Source organism: Methylophilus medardicus (assembly GCF_006363955.1).
Taxonomy (GTDB): domain Bacteria; phylum Pseudomonadota; class Gammaproteobacteria; order Burkholderiales; family Methylophilaceae; genus Methylophilus; species Methylophilus medardensis.
Map to the genome: position 1 here is coordinate 445,201 of NZ_CP040948.1, position 24,327 is coordinate 469,527.

Sequence of the window (24,327 nt, forward strand, 5' to 3'; positions counted from 1 at the left end):
ACACACTCCGCAAATTGCGGGTGTGTTTGTCTTTATGGCACAAGCGTATTAAACGGAAAAACTATGGCAGCCGCAAAAAAAGATTATTACGAAGTGTTGGGTGTGAACCGTGACGCCAGTGAAGAAGAAATCAAAAAAGCCTTCAAAAAACTGGCAATGAAGTTTCACCCTGACCGCAATCCGGATAACCCGAAAGCTGAAGAGAGTTTTAAAGAAGCCAAAGAAGCCTATGAGATTCTGAGCGATGAGCAAAAGCGCGCCGCTTATGACCAATACGGCCATGCAGGCGTCGATCAGAGCATGGGCGGTGGTGGCTTTGGCGGATTCAACTCCGGCAACTTCAGTGATGCCTTTGGCGATATTTTTGGCGATATTTTCGGTGGTGCGCGCAATCAGCGTTCAAACGTCTATCGTGGTGCCGATTTGCGTTACAACCTCGAAATCTCGCTTGAGGATGCCGCCAGAGGGACTGAAACCAAGATTCGCATTCCAGTCCAAACCAGTTGTGAAACTTGTCATGGCTCAGGCGCCCGTCCTGGTACCTCCCCGGTGACCTGCACCACCTGTAATGGGCATGGTCAGGTGCGTATGCAGCAAGGTTTTTTCTCGGTTCAGCAAACCTGCCCAAAATGTCACGGCACCGGAAAAATGGTGAAAGAGCCTTGCCCGACCTGCCATGGCGGCGGTCGTGTCAAACAAAACAAGACCTTGAACGTCAAAATCCCCGCGGGTGTAGACGAAGGCGATCGCATTCGCTTGAGTGGTGAGGGCGAAGCGGGCGTCAATGGCGGGCCGACCGGTGATTTGTATGTAGTGGTTCACCTCAAAGAACATGCCATTTTTCAGCGTGATGGCGCAAATCTGCATTGTGAAATGCCGATCAGCTTTAGTACCGCTGCATTGGGCGGTGAAATTGAAGTCCCAACCTTGGATGGCGCTGCAAAAATGAAGATTCCGGCTGAAACACAAACCGGTGGTGTGTTCCGCTTGCGTGGCAAAGGGATCAAGCCTTTGCGCTCCAGCGAACATGGGGACCTGATGGTGCATGTGGTGGTTGAGACGCCTGTGCGACTGACTGAAAAACAAAAAGATCTGTTACGCGAGTTTGAAAGCAGCACGCAAGCCGATGCTGGTAAACACAGCCCTAAAAATAAAAGCTGGGTAGATAAAGCGCGCGATTTTTTCAGTTAATTACTTGTGGTAGCTTGGCGTATGGCTTGGTAATCTCTCGATTGCTAAGCCATACGCTATTTCGTTTTTTAATCGATTGCTTTCAACGGCGCTTGCAAGTTGTTGTTTTTATTAAAGTTACAATTTAATAACAATTAAATTTTGGCTTTTACAATTCAGTTACAGCTTGGTCAAATTACTGCAATAACTCCTCCCTAAAATGAACTCATCTTTAAACGAAACACAAAATGTTTTGTTTGATGGCTGGTTTAGTTGATTTTTCGACGACTAGTATTGATTTCCTCCTGATCCAAACCCCCTTTTAACCCGCATTAGCGGGTTTCTTTTTTTGTGCGCTCACCTGCTTCCTCATCGCCATGATACGGGCGGGGTGGCCTGTGCTAACAACATCGTTTATGATGACATGCATTGTTGGTATGTTTCTTGTTGAGAACGATGTCTGAGCACACTTAAATCATGTTGAAAATCGCTATTTTTAATCAGAAAGCTGGCGTAGGCGCGACGACCACTGCACTGAATCTGGCGGCTGCCTGCTATCGCAAAAAACGTCAGGTCGCTTTATTGGATATGGACCCGCAGGCCAGGCTGACTGAAATCTACAAGCACACTGGGTTAAATCTCCAGCAGCATTTGTTCAAGTTTTATCAGGAGGCGACCCCTCTCGATAGTTTGTGTCAGCCTTTACGGAATGGTTTGCAGTTGATCCCCGCCAGCCCTGAGTTGGTGAAGGTGGATGCCCAATGCGGACGTGGGCCGGCAACGTTGCAGAAACTCGGGCAAGGGCTACAAGTGTTGGCGCAAGCACAGCCGGCGTTAGAGGTGCTGATGGACTGTTGTCCCTGCATAGGCGTTCTACCCCTGAGTGCGGTGTTCGCCAGCGATTTGGTGTTAGTGCCGGTGGCCACAGATTACTTGTCGATTCACTCTGCAGTGAAAATGGACAAAGCACTGAATGCCTTGCAGCCGGTATTAAAACGCAAGATTCAGCGCCGTTATTTGTTGACGCGGGCGGAGAAGCGCAAAGCCATGACCACCGAAGTTGAGTTAGAGATGCGCCGTTTGTTTGGTAGCGAGGTGTTGATCAGTAAAATCCACGAGCACGCAGCCTTGGCCGAGAGTGCGCGCATGGGGCAGCATGTGTTTGAATACGATGCGGACAGTAGCGCTGCACAAGACTTCATGGCATTGTACTTTGAGCTGCAAGATGTCATTAAACAACTCCCGCGCCCAACGCCTGTGGCAGCCTGAAGCTAAGCTTCTCTTCGACTACTTAACCATTGTCGCCGCCAAAACACGAGCAACATGGCGACTGCAATCCCCAGCATCATGAGAATGGCCCACCAAAATCCTTGCGGGTCCTTTAGCCAAGGCATTTCATTGAAATTCATGCCAAAAATCCCAGCGATCAGCGTGGCTGGCATGAACAGCATCGCGACCACTGTCAATGCACGCACTTCAAGATTGACCCGCTGACTGAGGCTGGTCATGTAAATGTCCATCAAGCCGCTCAGCGTGTCGCGAATAGCCTCTAAGGATTCTGTGAAATGAACGGTATGGTCATACAAATCACGCAGGTAGGGCAGGGTTTGGGCACTGAAAAACCCATGTTCATTGCGAATCAAGCTGTTGAGGACTTCACGCAATGGCCATACCGCCCGCCGCAGCTGTATCGTGACATGCTTGAGGCGGTGAATATTCTGTAAATCTTCTGGGCTCGGATGGTTGAGCAGATGGTTTTCAAGCCGCTCGGCATCCTCATTAATGGCCTCCAGTACTTGAAAGTAGCGCTCCATTAGACTGTCGAGAAGCGCATAACACAAATAATCTGGCCCACTTTGTCGGATTAAAAGCTGACCTTGACGCAGGCGTTCACGCACGGGTTCAAAACTTCCGGAAGGCCTTTCTTGAAAAGTCAGTAACCACTCGCGGCCGAGTGCCATGCTGATTTGTTCAGAGCTGACACTCATGCTTTCGCTATCGTAGTAAAACAGCCGCGTCTCCAAAAACAGATAATCCGGGTAAATATCTAATTTTGGGCGTTGTTCAGTATTTAGGATGTCGTCTAGCACCAGTGGATGCAGTTTGAAGCGCCGTGCGACCGCTTGTAGTAGCGCAATATCAAGTACCCCATGCACATTGATCCAAGCAACATGCGCAGGGGGCGCCTGCCAATCTGTGATCTCTTTCAGGGTCAGTTGCTGCGACAAGATGTCCTGATCGTTGTAGCAAATCTTGTGGATCGTGGCACTGGGAGATGTCGCGCCCTCAACCGCTACGATAGCTTCTGCGGTATTGTTGCCCAATAATCTGTGTTTGCGATGCGAATGTTTACGTCTGGCCATCATTAATCCATGTCTAAAGGCCGTTTTAGCATAAGCGTTCATGCGCTGGAAATCAACCCGTTGGCGGGCGCGGCGGGGACTCTATGCTAAAATAAAGAAAATTATTGATTGAGAGCTACGCATGTCTGGCAATACCATTGGCACCTTGTTTACCTTGACCTCGTTTGGCGAGTCACACGGCCCTGGCATTGGCGGGATTGTCGATGGATGCCCGCCAGGGCTCGAACTCAGCGCTGCCGATTTGCAGGTAGATCTTGATCGCCGCAAACCGGGCACCTCGCGCCATGTGACCCAGCGTGCAGAAGCCGACGAAGTGGAGATTCTGTCTGGCGTGTTTGAGGGGAAAACGACAGGGACCCCGATTGGTTTGCTGATTCGGAATACCGACCAGCGTTCGCAAGATTACAGCAAGATCATGGATACTTTCCGCCCAGGCCATGCGGATTACACCTATAGCCAAAAATATGGCATCCGCGATTATCGGGGTGGTGGTCGCTCTAGTGCGCGCGAAACCGCTGTGCGTGTGGCGGCGGGTGCGATTGCTAAAAAGTGGCTCAAGCAACAATATGGTGTGCAAGTTCGGGGCTATCTGAGTCAACTTGGTGACATTAAAATTCCATTTGTAAACTGGGACGCCTTGGCGGTGGAGGGCAACGCGTTTTTTTCACCCAATGTTGAAATTTTGCCGCAACTTGAGGCTTACATGGATCAGATCCGCAGCGAACGTGATTCAGTCGGTGCGCAAATCACAGTGGTGGCAGAAAATGTGCCCGTCGGTTTAGGCGAGCCGGTGTTTGACCGTCTCGATGCCGATATCGCGCATGCCATGATGGGCATCAACGCGGTAAAAGGCATTGAAATTGGCGCGGGCTTTGCGTCTGTGGCGCAGCGTGGCAGTGTGCACAGTGATGAATTAACGCCTGAGGGCTTTGCGACCAATCACGCAGGCGGTATTTTGGGCGGTATTTCTAGTGGCCAAGCGATTGTCGTCAACGTCGCGTTTAAGCCGACCTCCAGCATTCCACAACAACGCCACTCGATCAATCAGGCAGGGGAACCGGTGTTAATGCAAACGACAGGTCGTCACGATCCTTGCGTCGGCATCCGCGCGACGCCGATTGTTGAAGCCATGCTGGCTCTGGTGCTGATGGATCATGCTTTACGCCATCGTGGTCAGAATGCCGATGTGCATTCGGATCTCCGCAATCTTTAAGCCCCTCATTCACCCGGGCATCCGTCCGGGTGCACTTGATCTACGCGCGAGATACTCATGAGCCACGCCTTACATTTCAATCTCTCGCGCTTCTATTTTATCTACTACTTTTTTGTCGGTGCGTTTGTCCCTTATTGGGGGCTGTATCTCACCGCAGAGTCCTTTTCGCCAGCTGATATTGGCGTTTTGATGTCGTTGTTTCAGTTAAGTCGGATTGTTGCACCCAATCTTTGGGGCTGGTTGGCAGACCATACCGGCCAGCGCGTGCGTTGGATACGCACCACGGCGTTTCTGGGTTTACTTGGCTTCATCGCCATCTTTTGGGCGCACGATTTCAGCAGCATGTTTGTCGTGATGATCGCGCTGAGTTTATTTACCAGCTCCACCTTACCGCTCTCCGAGTCATTGGTGCTGGCGCATTTGGCAAGCACCAATGGCCATTACAGCAAAATTCGGTTGTGGGGCTCATGGGGCTTCATTTTTGCTTCTATCTTGCTTGGATACTTGACCGACTGGTTTGGTATTGCCAGTTTGCTTTGGTTTATTTTGCTAGTGCAATGCATCCTGTTTGCACTGACTTGGAAGTTGCCGGAGGCGCATGTGCCGCCGCACCCGCATGATGACTTTTCCGTCTGGCAGATCCTCAAGCAGCCCGCGGTGCTCTCGTTGCTGATTGGTTGTGCCATGATGGTGACCGCACATGGGTTGATGTATAACTTTTATTCGATCTATCTGGCGGAGCACGGCTACAGCAAAGGCATGATCGGCTGGTTATGGTCTTTAGGGGTGATCTGTGAGATTGGTATTTTTATGAAAATGCCGTGGATTATGGCGCGTTTTAAACTCAAAACCATTTTGCTAGTGAGCCTGCTGATCGGTGTTGTACGTTTTAGTATGATGGGTTTGGTGCCGGATAACCTTTGGCTTTTGTTGCTTGCGCAGACCATGCATGCGTTCACGTTTGGCAGTTTTCATGCCGCGTCCGTTGAGGTGGTCACACAGTATTTTAATGGACGTCATCAGGCGAAGGGCCAGGCTATTTATAACAGTGTCGCCTATGGCATTGGCGGCGCCTTGGGCGGGTTGCTGGGTGGATTCGCCTTGCAGTATCTGGGCGGGCAGCTCACGTTTACCTTGGCGGCGATCTTTCCGCTGCTGGGTGCCATCATTGTGGCCGCAGGGTTGCATTTATCACAGCCATACGCACGTCGGGGCATGTTTAGTCATTGAGCGGTGGCAGTGTTACACCCAATAAAAAGCCCGCATGCGGGCTTTTTTATTGCTTGAACGTTGTTAGTTGACGCGCTTATCGCGCTCAATCAAAGCATACGCGCTGTGGTTGTGAATCGACTCGAAGTTTTCAGACTCCACCACATATTTGACGATGCGTTTTTCATCGTTTAATTGTGCAGCCACATCACGGACCATGTCTTCCACAAATTTCGGATTGTCGTAGGCACGCTCTGTGACATATTTTTCATCAGGACGTTTGAGCAAGCCATAAAGTTGGCAAGACGCTTGGTCTTCAATCAACGTGATGAGGTCTTCTAGCCACATAAATTCGTTTAATAATGCGGTGACGGTCACGTGTGAGCGCTGATTATGGGCACCGTAGTCAGAGATTTTTTTGCTGCATGGACACAGGCTTGTCACAGGCACCATCACTTGCACCGTGATTTCGAACTTACCATTTTTAATCTCGCCAATAAAAGTCACTTCGTAATCAAGCAGACTTTTGACACCAGATACCGGCGCCGCTTTATTGATGAAATAAGGGAAACGCATTTCAACATACCCAGACTCGGCTTCGAGGCGCTCGACCATTTGGCGCAAAATCGTCTCAAAGGAGTCGATTGAAATGGCATGCTCGTTCATGTTTAGGATCTCGACAAAGCGAGACATGTGCGTGCCCTTGAAGTTGTGCGGTAGATGCACGTACATATCAAACAAGGCAACAGTGTGCTGTTCACCACCAGATTTGTCTTTAACAATGACTGGATGACGAATAGATTTAATGCCGACTTTATTGATGTCCAGTCTGCGCACATCCGGCGTATTCTGCACGTCTTCAATCGTCGTTGGGATCACGGGTTGATTCATTAGCGTTCCATGGCGGAAAATCTCGCCTGTTGGTTAATAGTTGAGTTTACTACTCGGAAATTAATTTCTCAATAGCATTAATGATACCTTCAGTATCTAGACCACATTCAGCCAGCATAGTTTCGTGGTTGCCATGCTCGATAAATTCATCTGGCAAACCCAAACAACGTACCGGTTTGTGTAAAACATGCGCTTGCAAACACTCCATGACTGCCGCACCTGCGCCACCCATCAAAGCGTTTTCTTCAACGGTGACTAAATAGTCGTGGCTGCGCGCCATTTCAAGCACCATGGCCTCATCGAGTGGTTTGATGAAGCGCATATTCACTACGCTGGCATTGAGCACTTCTGCCGCCTGCATGGCGGGCTGCACCCGACTCCCAAAAGCCAAAATCGCAACGGTTTTGCCCTCACGCTTGTGTTCAGCCTTGCCGATCGCCAACGTTTCAAGCGTTGGTGTGATGGTTGCGCCGATGCCACTGCCACGTGGATAGCGCACGGCTGCGGTGCCTTTGTATTGATAGCCTGTGCTCAGCATCTGCCGACATTCGTTCTCATCAGCAGGCGCCATGATAACGATATTGGGGATGCAACGTAAAAAACTCAAGTCGAAGCTGCCAGCATGGGTCGGGCCATCGGCACCGACTAAGCCAGCGCGATCAATCGCCAACAATACATCTAAATCTTGCAGCGCAATGTCATGGATGAGTTGGTCATAAGCGCGTTGCAAAAAGGTCGAGTAAATGGCCACCACTGGTTTCAGGCCATCACACGCCATCCCTGCGGCAAACGTCAGCGCGTGTTGCTCCGCGATGCCCACGTCAAAATAGCGTTGCGGATATGCCTCAGCAAAGCGGTTGAGGCCAGAGCCATCACACATGGCGGGCGTGATGCCGATTAGTTTGTCATCAGCCGCCGCCATATCGACCAGCCAATCACCAAAGATTTGCGTGTAACTCGGGCGGTCGCTCTGGCTGAGGCTATGGCCGTTTTGCGGATCAAACTTGCTGACCCCATGATATTTATTCGGATTATCTTCGGCTGGGCTGTAGCCCTTACCCTTTTGCGTGACCACATGCAAAAACTGCGGGCCTTGCAACTGACGAATGTTGCTGAGGGTGTCGGTCAGCGTATCAATGTCATGACCATCAATCGGGCCAATGTAGTTAAACCCGAATTCTTCAAATAGGGTGCCCGGGGTGACCATGCCTTTGGCGTGTTCTTCTGCGCGTCGGGCGAACTCTTTGACCGGCGGCATGATGTCGAGCACTTTTTTTCCGCTGCGGCGCACACTGTCATACAACTTGCCTGACATGAGTCGTGCCAGATAGTTATTCAACGCGCCGACATTGTTTGAAATGCTCATGTCGTTGTCGTTGAGAATCACCAGCAGATTGGTGTCCATATCGCCTGCATTGTTTAATGCTTCAAATGCCATGCCCGCAGTCATCGCACCGTCACCGATAATCGCCACACTGCGGCGATTTGAGCCCAGTGTTTTTGCAGCGACCGCCATCCCCAGTGCCGCTGAAATAGAGGTGCTGGAGTGTCCGGTGCCAAAGGTATCGTATTCGCTCTCATCGCGCTTGGGGAAACCAGCAATGCCGCCCGCTTTACGCAGGTTAGCCATGGCTTCACGGCGACCGGTCAGAATTTTATGCGGATAGGTTTGGTGACCCACATCCCACACGAGCCGATCATCTGGCGTGTTGTAAACGTAGTGCAACGCAATGGTAAGCTCGACCACGCCAAGGTTGGAGGCCAGATGCCCTCCCGTTTGCGAAACGCTTTGGATCAAGAATGCACGCAGTTCTGCGGCGAGCACTTTTAGTTGTGCCCGCTCTAGTTGGCGTAAATCTGTGGGCGATTGAATACGAGACAGCAAGGAAGTCATGATTAAAATGGTCGCTCACAAATAAATCTGGCAATGCCTCTAAGGGGGTCGGCTTGGGCCCCAAAGGCTGCGAGCAGGGCTAGGGTTTGCGTGTGCAAGTGGCTCACGAGCGATTTGGCCTCATCAAGCCCCAGCAGGCTGACATAGGTGGATTTATCCTGCAGCGCATCTTTGCCTGCCGTTTTGCCTAAGGTTTGCGTATCTGCGGTTGCATCCAGAATATCATCCACCACCTGAAAAGCCAGCCCCATGTGCTGGCTATATTGCATCAAGGTGTTAATTAGTTGCGGCGCCGTCTCATTTGCGGCAAAGGCGCCGAGTAACGCCGCGGCCTCAATCAAGGCGCCTGTTTTGTACTGATGCATGGTTTCAAGTGCACTGCGCGACAAGCGTTTGCCTGTACTTTGCAAATCGATGCTTTGACCACCGCACATCCCGCGCGAGCCGGTGGCGTTTGCCAGCACTTGCACCTGTTTTAGAGCCTGAGGCGCCCCAGTATCCACCAGACACTCAAACGCCAAGCTTTGCAGCGCATCGCCCACCAGCAAGGCCGTTGCATCATCATATTGCTTATGGCAACTGGGTTTACCACGGCGCAGATCATCGTCATCCATACAGGGCATATCATCATGCACCAACGAAAAAGCGTGAATGAGTTCTACCGCCGCCGCTGCGGCATCTGCACGCTCGAGGGTGGTTTCTGCCAATTCAGCAGCGGCATAGCTCAGCAGTGCACGCACGCGCTTGCCGCCACCCAGCACCGCATAACGCATAGCCGCGTGCAAACGCTCCGGTAACACCGTCTCGGCTGGCAGTGTTTGCGCCAGTACTTGCTCAATACGCTGTTGATGGGCATTTGCCCATTGATCAAAAACAAAAGGAGGATGCGTCATGAATAATGCCGTCAAAGGAGCACGGTGCTAATTGGCCTCAAACGGGGTGAGTTGCTGTTGCTGATTCAAGATCATGACCGTTTGCTCAGCTTGCTGTAATGAGGCCTGACAGGCTTGTAGCAACTGCATGCCCTCAGTGTAGGCTGTGAGCGCGCTTTCAAGCGGGAGCTCACCTGATTCCATGCTTTTGACAATGGACTCCAAGGCGGCCAGACGCTCGGCAAAGGTTTGTGGGTCATTCACCGCGGCGGGTGACTTTTTGGAAGCGGTCATGAAATTTAGCCTGTTTAAACGCAGACTATTTTAACAAAACTCCCTTGGCTTGCGGGATTATTCTCAACGCAACAAGTGTCGTTACGCTGGTAAAACGCGTAGCAAGAACTGGCGGATATCGTCAATCTCTGCCTCACACACACTGTGGGCCATTTCATACTCATGCCATTCCACCGCGTAACCCGCCGCCTCCAACGCCGCGCGCGAAGACTGTGCGGTCGCCAAGGTGATCACACCATCTTGTCTGCCATGCGCCATCCAGATCGGACACTGTTGATTGCTCACATGTTGCTCGGCAACCAACTGGTTTTTTAACGGTAAATAAGTCGAGAGCGCTAATACGCCCGCTAATGACTGATTAAAACGCGTCGCCGTATGTAACGCCATTGCGCCACCTTGCGAAAATCCTGCCAGTAAAATGCGCTGTGCAGGCACGCCATCCGCAATTTCGGCTTCAATCATGCTGTTGATCTCTTGCTGCATGCTTTTAATGCCCGCTTCGTCTTGTTGACTCTCAGAAGCTAGCCCAAAAATGTCATACCAGGCGCGCATTTCGTAGCCGTTATTGAGGGTGACTGGCCGATAAGGTGCGTGGGGGAGTATGAATTTAATATGCGGGAGATTGAGCATCTGAACCACAGGCTCAAAGTCATGGCCGTCGGCGCCTAGGCCGTGTAGCCAAATAATTGCGGATTTTTGTGCTTGAGGGTTGCTAATCACAGTTTTTAACAAAATAAATCATCCGATCGATTTAGTCTGTAAATTTTATCAAATTTTCTACATAGAATACGCATAAAAAAACCTGCTTCTCAGCAGGTTTTTTTATGTTTTTAGCAATTAAATACATGAACCAGCGTTTGCCATGCTGCAGGAGTAACTTTTACCAGCAGTGCCGCCAACTGGAGCATAGACTGCAGTGTCTGTTAGTGCGGCAGCAGCTGTAGTAACTGTGCAATTTGTGCCAGCGTATGCTGGAAGGTTTGCGGTGTTACCCAGCACGATTTGTGCGTAGGTACGTTTCGCATGAGCACTTGCTTCTTCGAGGCATGCGCCGTTGTGGGCCTCTTGGACATAATCTGTGTAAGCCGGAATTGCGACAGAAGCCAAAATACCGATAATCGCCACAACGATCATCAATTCAATCAGGGTAAAGCCTTGTTGTACGTGTTTTTTCATCATGTTTTCCTTTTGTGTAAAGTTTAAAGTGAACATCATCTGTTTACTTCACTGCTTTTCCAACAGTGTTCGGTAACCATTAAGCAACAGGTGTGCCAGCTATTGTATTTTTGCGGATAACTTATTGATCAATATGAATTAAGGGGGTTATATGCCTTGTTTCATTGAATTGATTTCAATGTTTTGTCGATAAGGCATTCACCCGCTGGCTGACGTAAAGTGACAGTGCGCGTCACTTTTGGTCAATCTGAGTGATGTTTTTGGTCAGGCGAGGGTGGGGTGCAGAATGCAAAAAAGGGATTGTGTGGTACACAATCCCTTCATTGGGTGTTAGCTTTTAGCTTTTGACCAAAAACTACATTTGCAAAAAAACGTATTTTACAGCGTAAGACTTACCAGAATTTCCACCAGGGTTTACTGTTGCCTTGCGTGCGCTTTCCAGAACCCTGGCTGATTACTTTCCCGATTCGGCGACCTTTTTCAGGCTTTCGAGACCTGGGTCAAAAAAATCGTTGACGGCTTTTGTCGCAGCGTCGTCGTTTTGTTCAGGCTTTGGAATGTTGGATGAGTCGGCACGGGTGTAGCTACCTTTGATGCTGACGATGGTGTCGCTACCACTCGCAGTGACGGTGATTGTCGGATAAAAGTTAGCCAGTTGTAATGTGCTTTTTTCGAGGATGTATTCGTACTTTAAGCGCATGCCCGCGTCGTCAATTGAGCGCAGTTTTTCAAACATGACACCGCCGTTTTTGAGTTTAACGGTGCGGTAAGTGGCATCGTCGCCGTTTTCGTCTTTTTTCTGCTCCACGGTGGTGGATTCAACGCCAGCATGCCAGGCTTGAACGTTGCCAAAGTCTTTGAGCAATGCCCACACTTTTGCTGGGGCCGCCTTAATGGTCACGGTTTTTTCAAAGCGTAGCGCAGCTGCGCCATGGGCCGCGGCAGTGAGTGGAATCAGCGGCAATAAAGAAACAGCAATTATGCCAAAAATTTTTTTCATTACATTTCTCCTGATATTGACAGACTTTAAAACGGGAACGATGCGGTCTATAGGTTTTAAAATAACCCGAGACTTTACCTAAAAAAAACATTCTTTGCGACAAGTTCATGGCGCATCGGGTGAAAAAAGCACATTTTATTTGGCCTCTAGGATAAATTGACCAAAGGCGCGGCAAAGTTTTGGGCTAGCAAGGGTGCTCGTCACCGTATTGGTCCGCGCGTCGATCAGCGTGATGGTATCTGAGCCCCAGTTTGCCACCACCACTTGTTGCGTCGCTTTATCGTATTCAATACCCTCAGGAAACTCACCGACGGCAATGGTTTTTACTGTTTTGCTGGTATTCAAATCAATCACCGATACGCTTTCGGCGTGATTATTCGTCACATAAGCCCAGCGGCTGTCTGGGCTGATGGCGACGCCGTAAGGGTGTTGGCCCGTGCGGATGGTGCTCGATTGGTAGGTGTCGGTATCAAGAAGCGTTAAGCTGTTGCTGACAACGTTGACGACAAACAGCGTCCGACCATCTGGGCTCAAATTGAGCGCAAAAGGGTGCAGTCCTACGGGTACTTGCGCCAGTCTTTTCAGCGTAACAGTGTCAACAACCGTCACATCGTTGCTGTCACGGTTGGCGATGAACAGTTTTTTGTTGTTTGCACTGACCAACATGCCGGAGGGGGTTTTGCCCGCTTTAAACGCTTGTTGCTTCTCTGGGTGGGCCGTATCGATCGCAATTACTTGTTCACCTCCCCAATCGGCAACATACAAGATGCGTTCATCGCGGCTCAGCGTGATCCCGACTGCTTGCACATGCACGGGAATCTCTAATATTTTTTGCTGCGTCTCACTGTTGATGACTGACACGCTTTGGCTATTGGCGTTGCTAATGTAGACGCGCTGCTGTTTGGCTGCAATGGCCACCCCCACTGGGGCTTTGCCTACCTCAATGGTGTGTGTGATTTGTTTAAGCTGCGTATCGAGCACCGAGACGGTGTCGCTGCCCTGATTGGTGACATACGCTAGATTGCCTGCATGGGACGCCAGACTAAAAGTTGCAGAGGCTAACCATGCCCACCATATTCTGGTAGCTGTGCCATGACGCGTTAACGGCAGAAAGTGGCTGAACCTCGGTGCTTTAAAGGGCATTGCAAAATTGCTCACGGGTATCAAACGAATAGGGGCGAAACCAGTTGACAGCGATGTTGATTGTATAGCCATAAATGCATTGTGGGAAATGCACAAATTATTTGTAAATATATGAAAAAAAACAATTTATTGTCATATGACCCAAACGGACTATTTTATTTAAGCAATCGACTGACATACAATGCAATCAAAGTTTAAAACCACAATTGTCTATTAAATAAGGGAATCAAGATGAAAAACACATTTTACGCGGGTTTGAAGCTGCTGTTGTCGTTTTCTTTGTTGGCCATTACGCATTCAGCGTATGCGGTTACCACCACAGGCACCGTCACTGGTAGCGATTTTGTCAATGGTCAGTCAAGCTACGCAACGACTTTCTCAGATGGCACCGTAGCCACTTTCACAGGTAGCAGCGCGTTTCAGAAAAAATCACAAGACGGTATCACTGGTGTGGGTATTTCTGGCGGTAGAACCGCTGGTGAAATTGATATCGGTGAAAGCTTGACCGGTTCTTTCTCAAAAGAAGTAATTGTTTACTCTTTGAATTTGGCTTTGTTGTTTGATGGCCCAGAGTATAGCGACGTTAAAGAAGTGGCAAAAATGTTAGTAAACTACGCTGACGGCGGCACTGCTAACTATTATTTGACAGCGACTGGCGTGCACACTGCTTCATGGACAGGCGAGGGTTCAGTGATCTCTATCGGTAGCGGTGCTGTGAACGGTGGTACAGGTGCATGGCAAATCAATAACCCATTTGGTACACGTTCTGTAGACAGCATCGTGTTTACCGCGTCGAAAGGCTTTCCAGCCTCAAGTTGCGGAAACCGCTGTGATAACCAATCTGACTACACCTTTGTGAGCATGGTTGTGACGCCAGTGCCAGAAGCACATACTTCTGCCATGATGTTTGCTGGTTTGTTGATCATGGGTGGTTTGGCAGCACGTCGCGCTAGATCCTAAGCAATTTCGTACGCTGAAAAAAAGCTCACTGCAAGTGAGCTTTTTTTTGTATCCAGCGCAGGTGGCTTTATCGTATCAGCGTGCTGGTTCTCCTTTCATTAAAGCGCAAAGTGTGAAAAAATTGCTAGAAATATTGAAGGCAGTTTTTTATGTTAGATCGTGATGGATACCGTCCGAACGTTGGCATTGTGCTCTGCAATGCACACAACCAAGTGTTCTGGGGCAAGCGCATCAGAGAGCATGCTTGGCAGTTTCCGCAAGGTGGCATCAAATATGGTGAAACGCCGGAACAAGCCATGTATCGTGAGCTGATGGAAGAGGTGGGCCTCAAGCCCGAGCACGTCAAAATTCTCGGTCGCACTCGTGACTGGTTGCGTTATGAAGTCCCGACAAGCTGGATCAAGCGCGAATGGCGCGGTAGCTATAAAGGCCAAAAGCAAATTTGGTTCTTGTTGCGTTTGACCGGACGCGATTCGGATGTGTCTTTACGCGCCACTGAGCATCCAGAGTTTGATGCCTGGCGCTGGAGTGAGTATTGGGTGCCACTTGAAGATGTGATTGAGTTTAAGCGTGAGGTATATCAGTTGGCGCTGAATGAGCTGGCCACGTTTTTGCACCATGCGGGCAGGCGCAACGGTGGCAAACCGCGCAAACCCGCCCCGGCAGCCAAGTTGCCCCCAGCCGTTACACCTGAATAGCGGGCAACTCGCTTAGAGCCAAATTGCGGTTGCGCGGTCTTGCGGCAAAATCCAATCTGGGCGCAAACCATGGCAGGTGTAACCGTTGGGATACCGCACGAGATAATCCTGATGCTCTGGTTCAGCCAGCCAAAATTCACTGGCTGGCGTGATTTCTGTCACGATTTTCCCCGGCCAAATATCCGTGGCATTCATTTCGGCAATCAATTGTTCTGCAACCGCTTTTTGTGCGGCTTGCGCATAATAGATCGCTGAGCGATAAGACGGTCCTAAGTCATTGCCTTGGCGATTGACTGTGGTTGGATCGTGGATTTGGAAAAAAAACACCAGCAATTGCCGTAAGCTAATCTGTGTTGCGTCAAAGTCTATTGCTATGGCCTCAGCGTGGTTGCCGTGATCACGATAAGTGGCATTGGCAATTTCACCGCCGGTGTAACCGACACGGGTCGCAGTGACGCCGGGTAAGCGTCGAAACAAGTCCTGCATGCCCCAAAAACAGCCGCCGGCGAGAATAATGTTGTCGTGCATAAATCCTACTTTCGATCTAATCTAAGTGCTGGCAAGCAATTGCCGCCAGTTGAGCGTGGCTTTAGAAGGTTGTGGTGTATCAAATCAAACACTTACAATCTGTCCAGTATAGGTGGTTTAGGTTAAAATGCTGCATTTTAGTTCTAAGCAATGTTGGGGAGCATATGTCAGTCAAGGTAGGCATTAACGGGTTTGGGCGCATTGGCCGCATGGCGTTGCGTGCGGTAGTTGAGCAGTCAGAGTTCAGCAATATCGAAGTTGTGGCGATTAATAGTTCATATGATGTTGAATATATGATGTATCTGCTCAAATATGACTCAGTACATGGCCGTTTTAATGCCAAGGTCGAGGCTGATCAAGGTGCGTTGGTGGTGAATGGCAAGCGCATTCACCTCACCGCAGAGCGTGACCCGAGTAAGATTGACTGGCGTATCGGCGGTGCGGATATCATCATTGAGTCAACCGGGGCATTTTTGACCCAAGACAATTGCCAACCGCATCTAAACGGTGGCGCCAAAAAAGTGGTGCAATCCGCCCCTGGCAAAGACGATACGCCGATGTTTGTATTTGGCGTTAACCACACCGAATACGCGGGCCAAGCGATCATTTCAGCCGCTTCTTGTACCACCAACGGCTTGGCGCCTTTGGTAAAAGTCTTGCATGACAGCTTTGGGATTAAACGCGGTTTGATGACGACCATTCATGCGGCAACGGCTTCGCAACTGACGGTGGATGGCACCTCCAAAAAAGACTGGCGCGGTGGCCGCAGCGTCTTCGAAAACATTATTCCTTCGATCACGGGTGCAGCCAAGGCCGTGGGCAAAGTGATTCCTTCGCTGAATAAAAAATTAACGGGCATGGCGATGCGTGTGCCATCTGCTGATGTGTCTGTGGTCGATTTAACCGTAGAGCTGTCGACTGAAACAACTTACGAAGCCATCTGCGCTGCCATGCAACAAGCCGCGGCTGGGGATTTGAAGGACGTGCTCGAATATACCAATGAAAAAGTCGTTTCCAGCGACTTTCGCAGTAGTGCCGCAGCCAGTGTGTTTGATGCGGATGCAGGCATCATGTTGGACCCAACCTTTGTCAAGGTGATCGGTTGGTACGACAATGAATACGGGTATACCTGCAACCTGCTGCGCTTGGTGCAACATATTGCTTAATTGATTGACGGGGCTTTACGCCCCGTTTGCTTTTGTCACTGACAATTTTATCCTTATCAGTTTATATTCAAGCGGCGGCGACCGCCCAAGGGAGAACTTCATGAAATTCATCAAAATGACTGACCTCGATTTGCGTGGCAAACGCGTATTTATCCGCGCTGACCTTAACGTGCCGGTGAAGGATGGCGTGGTGACGAGTGATGCTAGGATTGTCGCCAGTATGCCGACCATTGAATTTGCGCTCAAAGCCGGTGCCAAGGTGATGGTGACTTCGCATTTGGGACGCCCGGAGGAGGGCGTGTACAGCGAAGAGAATTCCTTGCAACCAGTCGCGGATGTGATGAGTCGATTACTCGGGCAGCCGGTGCGTTTGGTGAAAAACTGGCTGGCGCCGAATGCGCCGCAAGACAGTTTATCCACGGGGGAAGGCGAGCTCATTTTGCTGGAGAATTGCCGCTTTAATGTCGGTGAGAAGAAAAATAACGATGAGTTAGCTAAAAAATATGCGGCCTTGTGTGACGTATTTGTGATGGATGCTTTTGGCACCGCTCATCGCGCAGAAGCCTCGACACATGGGATTGCCAAATTTGCGCCAGTGGCCTGCGCGGGTATTTTGCTGACGCAAGAACTCGATGCACTGAGTAAAGCATTGTTGGCGCCGGCACGGCCACTGGTCGCTATTGTTGGCGGCTCTAAAGTCTCAACCAAGTTGACCGTATTGGAAAGTTTGTCTGACAAGGTGGATCAATTGGTTGTTGGTGGAGGCATCGCTAACACCTTCCTCAAAGCCTCAGGGCAAGAAGTGGGGAAATCTTTATGTGAAGATGACCTGCTTGAAACGGCCAAATGTCTGATGGGGAAAATGTCTGCGCGTGGCGCTTGCGTGCCAATTGCGAAAGACGTGGTGGTTGGCAAACAGTTTGATGCCAACGAGCCTGCGATTAAAAAGTCAGCTACTGAGGTTGCCCCGGACGAGATGATTTTTGATATTGGCGTGCAGTCTGCGGCGGAGTTAGTCGACATCATCATGCAGGCAGGCACGGTGGTCTGGAATGGCCCGGTAGGTGTGTTTGAATTTGATCAGTTTGGCGAAGGCACTAAAACCATCGCTAAAGCCATTGCCGAGACCAAGGCGTTCACGCTCGCAGGGGGCGGTGACACCATTGCTGCGATTCAAAAGTATGGCATTTACGATAAAGTGTCTTATATATCGACGGCTGGTGGCGCATTTTTGGAGTTTTTAGAGGGTAAAACCTTGCCTGCGGTGGCTATTTTAGAAGCGCGGGCCGCTTAATTGCTGCGGGTTGCTGACGGCGCATTGCCGCGCGAATCTTAAACCGAGAGCGGCACCGTCAGCCGGTGATGTTTATCGTAGACTTCGACGCGGTTGCGGCCCTGTTTTTTGGCCACGTATAGCGCCTTATCGGCTTGCTCGAGCAGTAAGTTGCCATCCTCACTAAAATTGAGCCACTGGTTGCGCGCATGCTGCGCTTTATGTGATTGTGATTGCTGAATGCCGAGCGCGGCAACACCGATGCTCACCGTCATTAGGCGATGACCTGCAAAGCGAATATCCAGTGCCATGACCTTTTGGCGTATCCTCTCAGCAATTTTTGCGGCTTCTTGCTGTGTCGTCTGGCTGAGCACCAAGACGAACTCCTCACCGCCGTAGCGCGCAGCCAAGTCTCCCGGCCGATTGCTGTAGCGTTTTAATATGCTAGCCAACTGGCGTAAACAATCATCGCCCGCAGCATGTCCCATACTGTCGTTTAATTGCTTGAAATGGTCTGCATCGACCATCATGACACTCAAGCTGGACTGATGGCGAATTGCTCGAGACCACTCATCGCGCATAAATTGTTCAAGCCGCCGACGATTGGCCAGCCCAGTGAGCGGGTCAGTCAGTGTCAGCGCCGACATGCGATCTTCAGTTTGTTTGTGATGGGTGATGTTGGTGAGCGACAGTAAAAACAACTGACCATCTGCCAACGTCGTTTGCATGGGTTGCAAATGCAAAGTGAGCCAGGTTGGCTCCTGCGTCGGGGTGTGACACAAATAGTCAGTGGTAAATTGTGCGATGGAGCCGCTGAGGACGCGCTCGATACCGTCCAGTAACAATGGTTGATTGGTATCTTCGTTTGCGCGACAAATATCTAGATAACTGATGCCAAACCAGTCAGTATCTAAGGATAGGCCGTACAATAAGCCGAAGGCTCGCCAAGACTGATTGACGTAAATAATACTGCCGGCCTCATCAATCACTGCAATTTGCAATGAGAGTGTTTCCAAAATACCACTCAGTAATTGTTCTGCGATGTTCACAAATTTCCGATGGGCAAGCGTTTTGTGTTAAACGTGAATATATTCATGCTCATTCTATGCAAGGCTGTCGCGGCTGTCTAATCCTTTATGGTTGAACATTAGCATCAAACTTGCTTTATAAAAGCTATCCAGTGACAAAGGAGTCAAAAATGGGTATCAGGGTGGGCATTAACGGTTTTGGTCGTATTGGTCGTATGGTGCTGCGCGCCGCATTAAATCAGGCAGAATTCAACGATTTGGAAGTGGTGGCGATTAACGGCATCGAGGCACCTGATCATATGCTGTATATGCTCAAATATGACTCGGTGCACGGTAGGTTGGCACAAGATGCACAGTTAGAGGGCGACTTTTTGGTGATCAATGGCAAGAAAATCCGTTTGACCGCGCACAGCAACCCGGCGGATATCGATTGGACACAAGAGGCGGTTGATGTGGTGATCGAATGCACGGGCGTGTTCCTGACCCAAGAAACGTGTGCTGCGCATATTGCCGGCGGTGCACGTATTGTCGTTCAGTCCGCGCCGGGAAAAGACGATACGCCGATGTACGTGTACGGGGTGAATCACTATCATTATCGCGGGGAAGATATTGTCTCCGCGGCGTCATGTACCACCAACGGGCTCGCACCGATTGTTAAAGTGTTGCATGATCATTTTGGCGTGAAGCGCGGGTTGATGACCACCATTCATGCGGCGACCGCCACGCAAAAAACTGTGGATGGTACGTCTAACAAAGATTGGCGCGGCGGGCGCGGTGTATTTGAAAACATTATTCCTTCGAGTACGGGTGCCGCCAAAGCGGTGGGTAAGGTGATTCCTTCACTGAATAAGAAACTGACTGGCATGTCTATGCGGATTCCCTCGGCAGATGTGTCTGTGGTGGACCTCACTGTGGAATTGCAACAAGCCACCAGCTATGAAGAAATCTGTGCGGTGATGAAGTATGCCTCAGAGCGTGACCTGAAGGGGGTGCTCGGGTATACCGAAGAGGCGGTGGTCTCTAGTGATTTTCGGGGCTATCCGGCCGCCAGCGTCTTTGATGCAGGCGCCGGTATTATGTTGGATCCGACCTTTGTGAAAGTGATCGGCTGGTATGACAATGAGTATGGGTATACCTGTAATTTGCTGCGTTTAACGCGTTATGTCAGTTATGCCAAGCTGTCGATGGCAGACCTGCCTGAGGCGGTGGCAGAGGCAGCTTAATGACACGTTTATCCATTTGGATAATCGTGATCGGCACTGTTTTGAGTAGTCCCCACCAGCGCTGATCGTTGAGACAGACAATTTACTCGCCTCTAAGGTCGCCGCCCCTTTATAATATGACTTTTACTCATGTGATAGACATTATGCGCGCGCCTTTGCTCGAAACCTCCATCAAAAGCCTGAAGAAACTGCACCAAGGTAAGGTGCGTGATATTTATGATATCGACGCGGATACCATGTTGTTGGTGAGTACCGACCGCTTGAGCGCGTTTGATGTGATTTTGCCAACGGGCATTGCACACAAAGGCGCCATGCTGACGCAAATGGCTAACTTTTGGTTTGAGCAGTTGCAAGCGGTGGTGCCGAACCATTTAACCGGTATTGCCCCAGAGACTGTGGTAGCGCCGGACGAAGTCGAGCAAGTGAAGGGGCGTGCTATGGTGGTCAAAAAACTCAAGCCTTTGCCGCTGGAAGCGATCGTGCGTGGTTATTTGGTGGGCAGTGGCTGGAAAGAGTATGCAGCCAAAGGCACCGTGTGCGATATTCCATTGCCTGCTGGTTTGCAATTGGCGCAACAATTACCCAAGCCTTTGTTTACGCCATCCAGCAAAGCGGCGGTTGGGGACCATGATGAGAACATTAGTATTGCGCAAGTCGAGGCCTTAATCGGCAAAGAAATGACGGCGCAGGTTGAACAGGCGGCGATTGCGCTCTACACCCGGGCTGCCGAATATGCGCGTACCAAGGGCATTATCATTGCCGATACCAAGTTTGAGTTTGGTCTCGATGCGCAAGGCGTGCTGCATGTGATGGATGAGGCGCTGACGCCTGACTCTTCACGTTTTTGGCCGGCCGATCAGTACCAAATTGGCAGCAATCCGCCCAGTTATGATAAGCAATATGTCCGCGATTGGCTGGAGAGTTGTGGTTGGGATAAAACCGCGCCAGGCCCCGAATTGCCGCCAGAGGTGGCACAACGGACATCGGACAAATACATGGAGGCCTTTGCCAAGCTGACCGGACGCACGTTAGCGGTTGAAGCATCGGCATAGTAATGGGTTTTCGCGCGCAATTGGCCGAGTTGGCCAGCCGATTTAAGCAAGAGGTGGCATTTTATCGTGCACTGCATGCGCACCCTGAGACCCCTAAGCTGGCAAGAGGGTTGTTATGGCTGGCACTGGCGTACCTGGTGTTGCCATTCGATCTGATTCCCGACTTCATCCCGGTGATTGGGCAGCTCGATGAGCTGGTGATTGTGCCATTGTTATTGTATTTGGCACTCAGGCTGATTCCTGTCAGTGTTCGCCAGGCATGTCGTGATTCTGTGCAGGTTGCGTTAACGCAAAAATAGTGCTGTTTGCCAGCAAATGTTCATATTATTCGCCTATAATGGCGCTTTTTGTTGAAATGGGTTTAAGAAGATGTCTTTGAATTTGGTACCAAGCGGCAAAGACCTGCCGCACGACTTTAACGTCATTATCGAAATTCCGGCTAACGGCGACCCGGTCAAGTATGAAGTAGACAAAGAGAGTGGTGCCTTGTTTGTGGACCGCTTCATGGGCACTTCCATGCAGTATCCTTGCAATTATGGCTATATTCCGCATACGCTGGGTGACGATGGAGACCCGGTCGATGTGCTGGTGATCACGCCTGTTCCTTTGTTACCAGGGGTTGTGGTGCGCTGCCGTGCCTTGGGCATGCTGAAAATGACCGATGAAGCAGGCGGTGATGCCAAAATATTGGCGGTGCCGATCGCTAAAGTTTGTGGCCTGTACGCCTACCAAAAAACGCTGAGCGATTTGTCCCCATGGCGCTTAGACATGATTGCTCACTTCTTTGAGCACTATAAAGACTTGGACAAAGGTAAATGGGTCAAAATTGAAGGTTGGGTTGGTATTGATGAGGCGCATCAGGAAATCAATGATGGTGTGGTTCGTTATAACGATGCAGAAGTGAAGCCAGCTTTTTAACGCGCTTCACAGAATACAAAAAAGCCGGGTGAATTTACCCGGCTTTTTTTATACTCGCATGTTTCGCTTGGATTTAATGCAATAACGGAACGATCAGTAATGCCACAATATTGATGATTTTGATCAGCGGGTTCACCGCCGGGCCTGCTGTGTCTTTATAAGGGTCACCCACCGTGTCACCCGTCACAGCAGCCTTGTGCGCATCCGAGCCCTTGCCACCATGATGACCATCTTCAATATATTTTTTTGCGTTATCCCATGCGCCACCGCCGGTGCACATGGAGATCGCTACGAACAGCCCGGTCACGATGGTCCCCATCAACAAGCCACCCAATGCCACTGGCCCTAAAAATAGCCCCACTAGTATGGGTGCCGCGACGGGCAATAGCGAAGGCAACATCATTTCTTTAATCGCTGCACTGGTGAGCATATCGACTGCTTTGCCATATTCCGGCTTGGCTGTGCCTTCCATAATGCCTTTAATTTCGCGAAACTGGCGACGTACTTCTTCAACCACACTGCTTGCCGCACGACCCACCGCCTCCATCGCCATCGCCGCAAACAAGTAGGGAATTAGGCCGCCAATAAACAAGCCAATAATCACTTTGGGGTCGCTTAAATCAAAACTGGCAGTGATGCCGGCGCTTTCGAGCTTGTGCGTGTAGTCAGCAAATAATACGAGTGAAGCCAAGCCAGCGGAGCCAATGGCATAGCCTTTGGTCACAGCTTTGGTCGTGTTGCCTACCGCATCGAGCGGGTCCGTCACTTCGCGCACACTGCTGGGTAGTTCAGCCATTTCTGCGATGCCGCCAGCATTGTCTGTGATCGGGCCATACGCATCTAGGGCCACGACGATGCCTGCCATGCTCAGCATTGCCATCGCCGCAATCGCCACCCCATAGAGGCCGGCTAGATAAAAAGCCACATAAATAGCCACACACACGGACAATACCGGTAAGGCGGTAGACTTCATGGAGACGCCAATGCCAGCAATGATATTGGTGGCATGGCCAGTGGTTGACGCTTGTGCCACATGCTTGACTGGGGCGTAATCCGTCCCGGTGTAGTATTCGGTAATCAAAACCAAGGCAGCAGTGAGTACCAAACCGACCGCGCAAGCGCCGAATAGCGCTTGGTTAGACACTGTGACTTCACCATGAGTATAGCCTTGCGGAAACACATATTGGGTGACGAAGTAGAAGGCAATCAAAGACAGCACACCCGCGACCGCCAACCCTTTGTATAAGGCTGGCATCACGTTGATCATGCCGGGCGAGGCTTTGACAAAGAAACAGCCGATGATCGACGCGACAATAGAGACTGCCCCCAGCAGTAGGGGATAAATCACGCCATTGGTGCCTGCTTCTGCCGCCATCAGACTACCAAGCACCATGGTTGCAATCAGTGTCACGGCATAGGTTTCAAACAGGTCCGCCGCCATGCCTGCACAGTCGCCCACATTGTCACCGACGTTATCCGCAATCACCGCAGGGTTGCGCGGATCATCTTCTGGAATGCCTGCCTCCACCTTGCCAACAAGGTCGGCGCCGACATCAGCGCCTTTGGTGAATATGCCGCCGCCTAGGCGGGCAAAAATAGAAATCAAAGAGGAGCCAAAGGCTAGACCAATCAAGGGATTTAAATCGACTGCTTGCTCAGCCCCAAGGTAGAGGTAGAAACCAGCCACGCCCAACAAACCGAGGCCAACCACCAGCATGCCGGTAATGGCGCCCCCTTTAAACGCGACATCCAGCGCAGCACCGATACCGTTCGTGGCCGCCTGCGCCGTGCGCACATTGGCTTTGACTGACACATTCATGCCAATAAATCCGCACGCGCCGGAGAGGATCGCGCCCACTAAAAAGCCGAGCGCTGTTTGCAGGTTTAAAAACACACCGATCAGTATGGCCAACACAACGCCTACCAACGAGATGGCTTTATATTGCCTTGATAAATACGCGGCCGCGCCTTGTTGAATGGCGCCTGCAATTTCTTGCATGCGGGCATTGCCAGCGGGCAATCCTGAAATCCATTGACTCATTACTACGCCATATAGCACCGCCAACACTGCAGCACTGAGGGCTAACATTAATGCGACTGACATGACTTCTCCTGTTCCTGATGAGACTGCGTTGAACGTAGTGATGCTTGAGCAACCTGTGGTGATATTTGTAAACTAAATGTTACAGGTTGAAGGCATTATTGCACTATTAAAGTGCATCTACAAGCGCGTTTTCGGTGCCCGTTTTTCAGTGC

Annotated in this window: 24 protein-coding genes; 12 read left to right on the forward strand and 12 right to left on the reverse strand. The window is 50.5% G+C overall.

What is annotated here, in order from left to right; all coding sequences use genetic code 11:
• Positions 1-63: 63 nt before the first annotated feature.
• A complete protein-coding gene (gene dnaJ, locus FIT99_RS02185; protein ID WP_140002492.1) occupies positions 64-1,191 on the forward strand; it encodes a molecular chaperone DnaJ in 1,128 nt (375 codons plus the stop codon).
• A 456-nt stretch (positions 1,192-1,647) separates the two neighbouring features.
• Complete coding sequence (locus FIT99_RS02190; RefSeq protein ID WP_140002494.1) at positions 1,648-2,439, forward strand: ParA family protein; 792 nt, start codon at positions 1,648-1,650, stop codon at positions 2,437-2,439.
• Between the two features lie 2 nt (positions 2,440-2,441).
• Here FIT99_RS02190 and corA read toward each other — a convergent pair whose 3' ends face one another.
• Positions 2,442-3,533, reverse strand: coding sequence for a magnesium/cobalt transporter CorA (corA, locus tag FIT99_RS02195; protein ID WP_140002496.1), 1,092 nt, complete (start codon positions 3,531-3,533; stop codon positions 2,442-2,444).
• A gap of 121 nt (positions 3,534-3,654) precedes the next feature.
• On the opposite strand from corA, the gene aroC reads away from it, so the two are divergent.
• Both aroC and FIT99_RS02205 read left to right on the forward strand, forming a co-directional pair.
• Positions 3,655-4,746 carry a chorismate synthase gene (aroC, locus tag FIT99_RS02200; RefSeq protein WP_140002498.1) on the forward strand — a complete coding sequence of 364 codons (1,092 nt, stop codon included), beginning with the start codon at positions 3,655-3,657 and terminating at the stop codon, positions 4,744-4,746.
• A gap of 57 nt (positions 4,747-4,803) precedes the next feature.
• Positions 4,804-5,976: an MFS transporter gene (locus tag FIT99_RS02205; protein WP_140002500.1), complete on the forward strand. Its 1,173-nt coding sequence runs from the start codon at positions 4,804-4,806 to the stop codon at positions 5,974-5,976.
• Positions 5,977-6,039: 63 nt separating this feature from the next.
• Here the strand turns inward: FIT99_RS02205 and folE2 are convergent, their stop codons facing one another.
• From folE2 to FIT99_RS02245, 8 genes are all read right to left on the reverse strand, one after another.
• Positions 6,040-6,846 (reverse strand): GTP cyclohydrolase FolE2, encoded by an 807-nt coding sequence (gene folE2, locus FIT99_RS02210; protein WP_140002502.1) that lies wholly within the window; start codon positions 6,844-6,846, stop codon positions 6,040-6,042.
• Between the two features lie 49 nt (positions 6,847-6,895).
• Positions 6,896-8,740 carry a 1-deoxy-D-xylulose-5-phosphate synthase gene (gene dxs / locus FIT99_RS02215; protein ID WP_140002504.1) on the reverse strand — a complete coding sequence of 615 codons (1,845 nt, stop codon included), beginning with the start codon at positions 8,738-8,740 and terminating at the stop codon, positions 6,896-6,898.
• A gap of 2 nt (positions 8,741-8,742) precedes the next feature.
• A complete protein-coding gene (locus FIT99_RS02220) occupies positions 8,743-9,633 on the reverse strand; it encodes a polyprenyl synthetase family protein (protein WP_140002506.1) in 891 nt (296 codons plus the stop codon).
• Positions 9,634-9,660: 27 nt separating this feature from the next.
• Positions 9,661-9,906, reverse strand: coding sequence for an exodeoxyribonuclease VII small subunit (xseB, locus tag FIT99_RS02225; protein ID WP_140002508.1), 246 nt, complete (start codon positions 9,904-9,906; stop codon positions 9,661-9,663).
• An 81-nt stretch (positions 9,907-9,987) separates the two neighbouring features.
• Entirely contained in the window at positions 9,988-10,638 is a 651-nt protein-coding gene (locus tag FIT99_RS02230; protein WP_140002510.1) for an alpha/beta hydrolase, read from the reverse strand.
• A 105-nt stretch (positions 10,639-10,743) separates the two neighbouring features.
• Complete coding sequence (locus FIT99_RS12565; protein WP_396652218.1) at positions 10,744-11,121, reverse strand: pilin; 378 nt, start codon at positions 11,119-11,121, stop codon at positions 10,744-10,746.
• Positions 11,122-11,536: 415 nt separating this feature from the next.
• Positions 11,537-12,082 (reverse strand): SRPBCC family protein, encoded by a 546-nt coding sequence (locus tag FIT99_RS02240; protein ID WP_140002512.1) that lies wholly within the window; start codon positions 12,080-12,082, stop codon positions 11,537-11,539.
• 135 nt (positions 12,083-12,217) lie between these two features.
• On the reverse strand, positions 12,218-13,225 hold the full coding sequence (locus FIT99_RS02245; protein WP_140002514.1) for a beta-propeller fold lactonase family protein: 1,008 nt from the start codon (positions 13,223-13,225) through the stop codon (positions 12,218-12,220).
• Positions 13,226-13,456: 231 nt separating this feature from the next.
• Here FIT99_RS02245 and FIT99_RS02250 point away from each other — a divergent pair, with 231 nt between their 5' ends.
• Positions 13,457-14,185: a hypothetical protein gene (locus FIT99_RS02250; protein ID WP_140002516.1), complete on the forward strand. Its 729-nt coding sequence runs from the start codon at positions 13,457-13,459 to the stop codon at positions 14,183-14,185.
• A 149-nt stretch (positions 14,186-14,334) separates the two neighbouring features.
• On the forward strand, positions 14,335-14,883 hold the full coding sequence (locus tag FIT99_RS02255) for an RNA pyrophosphohydrolase (RefSeq protein ID WP_140002518.1): 549 nt from the start codon (positions 14,335-14,337) through the stop codon (positions 14,881-14,883).
• A 12-nt stretch (positions 14,884-14,895) separates the two neighbouring features.
• Here the strand turns inward: FIT99_RS02255 and msrA are convergent, their stop codons facing one another.
• Entirely contained in the window at positions 14,896-15,411 is a 516-nt protein-coding gene (gene msrA, locus FIT99_RS02260; protein WP_140002520.1) for a peptide-methionine (S)-S-oxide reductase MsrA, read from the reverse strand.
• Positions 15,412-15,575: 164 nt separating this feature from the next.
• Between msrA and gap (FIT99_RS02265) the strand changes: the two genes are divergently transcribed.
• Both gap (FIT99_RS02265) and FIT99_RS02270 read left to right on the forward strand, forming a co-directional pair.
• Positions 15,576-16,577, forward strand: a complete 1,002-nt coding sequence (gap, locus tag FIT99_RS02265) for a type I glyceraldehyde-3-phosphate dehydrogenase (RefSeq protein ID WP_140002521.1) — start codon at positions 15,576-15,578, stop codon at positions 16,575-16,577.
• A gap of 100 nt (positions 16,578-16,677) precedes the next feature.
• Complete coding sequence (locus tag FIT99_RS02270) at positions 16,678-17,871, forward strand: phosphoglycerate kinase (RefSeq protein ID WP_140002523.1); 1,194 nt, start codon at positions 16,678-16,680, stop codon at positions 17,869-17,871.
• A gap of 38 nt (positions 17,872-17,909) precedes the next feature.
• On the opposite strand, the gene FIT99_RS02275 is transcribed toward FIT99_RS02270, so the two are convergent.
• Positions 17,910-18,899, reverse strand: a complete 990-nt coding sequence (locus tag FIT99_RS02275; protein WP_140002525.1) for a GGDEF domain-containing protein — start codon at positions 18,897-18,899, stop codon at positions 17,910-17,912.
• Positions 18,900-19,048: 149 nt separating this feature from the next.
• On the opposite strand from FIT99_RS02275, the gene gap (FIT99_RS02280) reads away from it, so the two are divergent.
• The 4 genes from gap (FIT99_RS02280) (at position 19,049) to ppa (ending at position 22,071) form a co-directional block, all read left to right on the forward strand.
• Positions 19,049-20,101 (forward strand): type I glyceraldehyde-3-phosphate dehydrogenase, encoded by a 1,053-nt coding sequence (gap, locus tag FIT99_RS02280; protein WP_140002527.1) that lies wholly within the window; start codon positions 19,049-19,051, stop codon positions 20,099-20,101.
• 143 nt (positions 20,102-20,244) lie between these two features.
• Positions 20,245-21,153 carry a phosphoribosylaminoimidazolesuccinocarboxamide synthase gene (locus FIT99_RS02285; RefSeq protein ID WP_140002529.1) on the forward strand — a complete coding sequence of 303 codons (909 nt, stop codon included), beginning with the start codon at positions 20,245-20,247 and terminating at the stop codon, positions 21,151-21,153.
• A gap of 2 nt (positions 21,154-21,155) precedes the next feature.
• Complete coding sequence (locus FIT99_RS02290; RefSeq protein ID WP_140002530.1) at positions 21,156-21,452, forward strand: YkvA family protein; 297 nt, start codon at positions 21,156-21,158, stop codon at positions 21,450-21,452.
• Between the two features lie 70 nt (positions 21,453-21,522).
• The gene (ppa, locus tag FIT99_RS02295) at positions 21,523-22,071 is read left to right on the forward strand and encodes an inorganic diphosphatase (RefSeq protein WP_140002532.1); all 549 of its coding nucleotides are present in this window, start codon (positions 21,523-21,525) and stop codon (positions 22,069-22,071) included.
• Positions 22,072-22,144: 73 nt separating this feature from the next.
• Here ppa and FIT99_RS02300 read toward each other — a convergent pair whose 3' ends face one another.
• Positions 22,145-24,175, reverse strand: a complete 2,031-nt coding sequence (locus FIT99_RS02300) for a sodium-translocating pyrophosphatase (protein WP_140002534.1) — start codon at positions 24,173-24,175, stop codon at positions 22,145-22,147.
• Positions 24,176-24,327 lie beyond the last annotated feature (152 nt).

Excerpts from the sequence above, each read along its gene's own strand:
- FIT99_RS02290 (WP_140002530.1), top strand. The coding sequence starts at position 21,156 with ATGGGTTTTCGCGCGCAATTGGCCGAGTTGGCCAGCCGATTTAAGCAA.
- ppa (WP_140002532.1), top strand. The coding sequence starts at position 21,523 with ATGTCTTTGAATTTGGTACCAAGCGGCAAAGACCTGCCGCACGACTTT.
- aroC (WP_140002498.1), top strand. The coding sequence starts at position 3,655 with ATGTCTGGCAATACCATTGGCACCTTGTTTACCTTGACCTCGTTTGGC.
- corA (WP_140002496.1), bottom strand. The coding sequence starts at position 3,533 with ATGGCCAGACGTAAACATTCGCATCGCAAACACAGATTATTGGGCAAC.
- dnaJ (WP_140002492.1), top strand. The coding sequence starts at position 64 with ATGGCAGCCGCAAAAAAAGATTATTACGAAGTGTTGGGTGTGAACCGT.
- FIT99_RS02205 (WP_140002500.1), top strand. The coding sequence starts at position 4,804 with ATGAGCCACGCCTTACATTTCAATCTCTCGCGCTTCTATTTTATCTAC.
- FIT99_RS12565 (WP_396652218.1), bottom strand. The coding sequence starts at position 11,121 with ATGATGTTCACTTTAAACTTTACACAAAAGGAAAACATGATGAAAAAA.
- FIT99_RS02250 (WP_140002516.1), top strand. The coding sequence starts at position 13,457 with ATGAAAAACACATTTTACGCGGGTTTGAAGCTGCTGTTGTCGTTTTCT.
- FIT99_RS02300 (WP_140002534.1), bottom strand. The coding sequence starts at position 24,175 with ATGTCAGTCGCATTAATGTTAGCCCTCAGTGCTGCAGTGTTGGCGGTG.
- FIT99_RS02285 (WP_140002529.1), top strand. The coding sequence starts at position 20,245 with ATGCGCGCGCCTTTGCTCGAAACCTCCATCAAAAGCCTGAAGAAACTG.
- dxs (WP_140002504.1), bottom strand. The coding sequence starts at position 8,740 with ATGACTTCCTTGCTGTCTCGTATTCAATCGCCCACAGATTTACGCCAA.
- gap (WP_140002521.1), top strand. The coding sequence starts at position 15,576 with ATGTCAGTCAAGGTAGGCATTAACGGGTTTGGGCGCATTGGCCGCATG.
- FIT99_RS02220 (WP_140002506.1), bottom strand. The coding sequence starts at position 9,633 with ATGACGCATCCTCCTTTTGTTTTTGATCAATGGGCAAATGCCCATCAA.
- xseB (WP_140002508.1), bottom strand. The coding sequence starts at position 9,906 with ATGACCGCTTCCAAAAAGTCACCCGCCGCGGTGAATGACCCACAAACC.
- FIT99_RS02240 (WP_140002512.1), bottom strand. The coding sequence starts at position 12,082 with ATGAAAAAAATTTTTGGCATAATTGCTGTTTCTTTATTGCCGCTGATT.
- FIT99_RS02255 (WP_140002518.1), top strand. The coding sequence starts at position 14,335 with ATGTTAGATCGTGATGGATACCGTCCGAACGTTGGCATTGTGCTCTGC.
- FIT99_RS02270 (WP_140002523.1), top strand. The coding sequence starts at position 16,678 with ATGAAATTCATCAAAATGACTGACCTCGATTTGCGTGGCAAACGCGTA.
- gap (WP_140002527.1), top strand. The coding sequence starts at position 19,049 with ATGGGTATCAGGGTGGGCATTAACGGTTTTGGTCGTATTGGTCGTATG.
- msrA (WP_140002520.1), bottom strand. The coding sequence starts at position 15,411 with ATGCACGACAACATTATTCTCGCCGGCGGCTGTTTTTGGGGCATGCAG.
- FIT99_RS02190 (WP_140002494.1), top strand. The coding sequence starts at position 1,648 with ATGTTGAAAATCGCTATTTTTAATCAGAAAGCTGGCGTAGGCGCGACG.
- folE2 (WP_140002502.1), bottom strand. The coding sequence starts at position 6,846 with ATGAATCAACCCGTGATCCCAACGACGATTGAAGACGTGCAGAATACG.
- FIT99_RS02245 (WP_140002514.1), bottom strand. The coding sequence starts at position 13,225 with ATGCCCTTTAAAGCACCGAGGTTCAGCCACTTTCTGCCGTTAACGCGT.